The organism is Mycobacterium sp. (assembly GCF_049278535.1).
Lineage (GTDB): Bacteria > Actinomycetota > Actinomycetes > Mycobacteriales > Mycobacteriaceae > Mycobacterium.
The window spans coordinates 1-3,311 of the sequence record NZ_JBAPMI010000046.1 but is presented as its reverse complement, the minus strand read 5'-3'; the positions used below and the strand labels follow the sequence as shown (position 1 = coordinate 3,311).

Genomic DNA, 3,311 nt, shown 5'->3' with positions numbered 1-3,311 from the left:
GCGGCGTCAAGCGTTCTGGCTACGGCCGCGAACTCGCGAACCTCGGCATCAAGGCGTTCTGCAACGCCAAGACGGTCTGGGTCGGCTAGCTCGCGACGTGATCAGGCCGATGCGCCGGCCAGCGACTTCTCGTCTTCAGCGGCGAAGGTGTCTTCCAGCTGCACCGGCGAGTAGTCGATGTCGATCTCGCCGAGCGGGCGGCCACGCGCACTGGAGATCGTGCCGAAGCGCCGCATGCCCTTGTCGGCGGCGTACTGCATGAACTCGTCCTGCACCAGATCGAACGGCATCACGTCGAACAGCGCGAAACCCTGCACGGTGGCCTCGAGCGCGAGCGGCATCAGCTCGTTCATCCGGGATTCGAACACTCCCCAGTTGGCGTCGTCGGCGGCGACGTGACGCCGGCAGGTGAAGGTGCCCCATGCCATGTGCCGGCGTTCGTCGTCACCGATGCGGCGCACCAATTCCTGCATGCCGGGCAGGATCCCGCGTGCCACGCAGATCTTGTGCCACGCGTAATAACCGGTGAGTGCGAGCATGCCCTCGACGACGTGGTTGTAGGTGACCGACGCCCGGATCTGGGCCGCGGGTGACGGGTCAGACGACAAGGCGTTGAGGCAGTCGGGTAACTCGTCGTAGAACATCGTCCGATACGCCGGCAGCGGTTCCAGGAAGCTCTGTAGGTTCCCGGTCATCCCGACGGCGTCGAGCCAGAGCCGGAAGACCTGGGTGTGCTTGGCCTCTTCGAAAGCGAACTGGGTCAAGTACATTTCGTCGCCGAGCCGGCCTTCTTCGCGCATCGCGGACATGAACGGCTGGATGTCCTCGGTGACCGCTTCCTCGCCGGCGATGAACTGCGCGCACAACCGGGTGGCGAAATCGCGTTCGTCCTCGTTCAGCTTTTCCCAGTCGGCGCGGTCGCGCGAGAAGTCGATATCGGCGGGATTCCAGAACTTGGCGTTGCCACCGGCAAACAGCTTGAGCGGCAGGCTGTCCCAGTTGAGCCCGCCGGCGACGAGTGAATTCGAACCAGTGCGTGACATCAGACCTCCTCAGATCTTTTGTGGCTGACTTGTGGTGCTGTCTACGGAGCTGAATGCGGCCGACAGGACGGCCACCAGGCGGCGTACCGCCAGCGTCGGCTGCTCCGCGCTGGGTTCGTCCAGACCGAGGATCGGGTCGAGGCCGCGCATGTACGGCGCCAGCGCCAGATGCGGAAAGATCAACAGCAGCAACGACAACAGCGCATCGATGTCGGCGTCTTTGCGGAAATCGCCGCGGACCTGAGCGTCATGCACCAGCGGCCGCAGCACCTCCAGGTAGTGGCGGTGAATGACGCTGCGCACGCTGACGCGCGCATCGGTGTCGACCTCCAGGCTCGCGGCCGCATGCAACGCACGTTCATGTGGATGGTCGGCGAAATACGCGACCCATGCGTCGAGCCAGTCGGTCAGGAAGTCGAAGAACGGCCGGCTCGGATCGAGTTGACGGATCCGATCCTCCATGTAGACCCGCACCCGTTGGCTGACGACATCGGTGATGTAGGCGTACATGTCGCGCTTGTCGGCGAAGTACTGGAACAGGCTGCCCTTGGCCACGCCCGCACGCCGGGCGATCACGTTCAGGCTGCCGCCGGAGAAGCCGTGCGCCCCGAACTCTGCCTCCGCAGCCTCCACGACCGCCGCGCGGCGCGCCGGGTCGACGCGAGCCCAAGTGACCGTCGGCATCAGCCCTCCTCCCTGGATGACCACTGGTCACTTTAGTGTGAGTCAGGTCACTTCTCAAGGGTCTGCGCCAAACAATTGGCGGCGGCACCTGCCGCAAACCCTGGAGGACGCGATTCAGGAAACTCCCGAAACAGGCTCGTGAGACCGCGATTCTCGCCATACTGCAACGCGAGGAGGGGCCATGGCGCATTACAAAGCCAACCTGCGTGACATCGAGTTCAACCTGTTCGAGGCGCTCGCTCTCGGCGACGTGCTGGATTCGGGGGAAGTCGGCGAACTCGACAGCGCCACCACCCGCGAGATCCTGGCCGAGGTAGCCCGGTTTGCTCAAGGTCCGGTCGCCGAGTCCTTTGTGGCAGCCGATCGCACGCCGCCGGTCTTCCTGCCGGACGAGCACACCATCACGGTGCCCGATCCGATCCGTAAGACGGTGCAAGCCATCTGGGATGCCGAATGGTGGCGGCTGGGTGTGGCACCTGAAATCGGTGGCACCCCGGTGGCGCGCACCGTGGCATGGGCGGCACTGGAGATGATCATCTGCGCCAACCCGGCGCTGTTCTTCTTCTACGCCGGCCCACCGATGGCCGACATCCTCTACTCGCTCGGCAACGACGAGCAGCAGGCGCTGGCCAGCGCGGCGATCGAACGGCGCTGGGGTGCGACGATGGTGCTCACCGAACCCGACGCCGGCTCCGACGTCGGAGCCGGACGCACCAAGGCCATCGAGCAGCCGGACGGCTCCTGGCATATCGAAGGTGTCAAGCGCTTCATCTCTGGCGGCGACCTGGGCGACACCGTCGACAACATCTTGCACCTGGTGCTGGCACGTCCGCAGGGAGCGAGCGCCGGCACCAAGGGCCTCAGCCTGTTCGTGGTGCCGAAGTATTTGTTCGACTGGGACAGCTTCGAAATCACCGAGCGCAACGGGGTTTACGCGACGGGGCTCGAGCACAAGATGGGCTACAAGGCCTCGCCGACGTGCGAGTTGACCTTCAGTGCACACGGCATCCCCGCGAAGGGCTGGCTGGTCGGCGACATCCACGACGGCATCGCGCAGATGTTCAAGGTCATCGAGAACGCGCGGATGCTGGTCGGCATCAAATCGTCGGGCACGCTGTCGACGGGCTACCTCAACGCACTCGAATACGCCAAGACGCGTATCCAGGGTGCCGACATGACCCAGATGCTCGACAAGAACGCTCCGCGGGTGCCGATCACCCGTCACCCGGACGTGCGCCGCTCGCTGATCATGCAGAAGGCCTACGCCGAAGGGTTGCGGGCGATCTACCTCTATACCGCGGCGCATCAGGATGCTGTTGTCGCCGAGGCGGTCTCGGGCGCGGACGCCGAGTTGGCGAACCGCGTCAACGATTTGCTGTTGCCTATCGTCAAGGGCGTTGGCTCTGAGCGGGCGTACCAGTACCTGACCGAGTCGCTGCAGACTCTGGGTGGCTCGGGGTTCTTGCAGGACTACCCGATCGAGCAGTACATCCGCGACGCGAAGATCGACTCGCTCTACGAGGGCACCACCGCGATCCAGGCGCAGGATTTCTTCTTCCGCAAGATCGCGCGTGACAAAGGTGT

At 64.5% G+C, this 3,311-nt stretch carries 3 protein-coding genes; 1 reads left to right on the top strand and 2 read right to left on the bottom strand.

Annotated elements, in window-relative coordinates; genetic code table 11:
• Positions 1–101 precede the first annotated feature (101 nt).
• Complete coding sequence (locus tag WAO18_RS02795) at positions 102–1,043, bottom strand: R2-like ligand-binding oxidase (RefSeq protein ID WP_422203704.1); 942 nt, start codon at positions 1,041–1,043, stop codon at positions 102–104.
• Positions 1,044–1,052: 9 nt separating this feature from the next.
• Positions 1,053–1,727 (bottom strand): TetR/AcrR family transcriptional regulator, encoded by a 675-nt coding sequence (locus WAO18_RS02790; RefSeq protein ID WP_422203702.1) that lies wholly within the window; start codon positions 1,725–1,727, stop codon positions 1,053–1,055.
• Positions 1,728–1,908: 181 nt separating this feature from the next.
• Here WAO18_RS02790 and WAO18_RS02785 point away from each other — a divergent pair.
• Positions 1,909–3,311, top strand: a 1,403-nt coding sequence (locus WAO18_RS02785) for an acyl-CoA dehydrogenase family protein (RefSeq protein WP_422203701.1), incomplete at its 3' end; no start/stop codon positions are given.

What these genes read in the sequence shown, in the direction of transcription:
- WAO18_RS02795 (WP_422203704.1), bottom strand. Translation starts at nt 1,043, where the DNA reads ATGTCACGCACTGGTTCGAATTCACTCGTCGCCGGCGGGCTCAACTGG.
- WAO18_RS02790 (WP_422203702.1), bottom strand. Translation starts at nt 1,727, where the DNA reads ATGCCGACGGTCACTTGGGCTCGCGTCGACCCGGCGCGCCGCGCGGCG.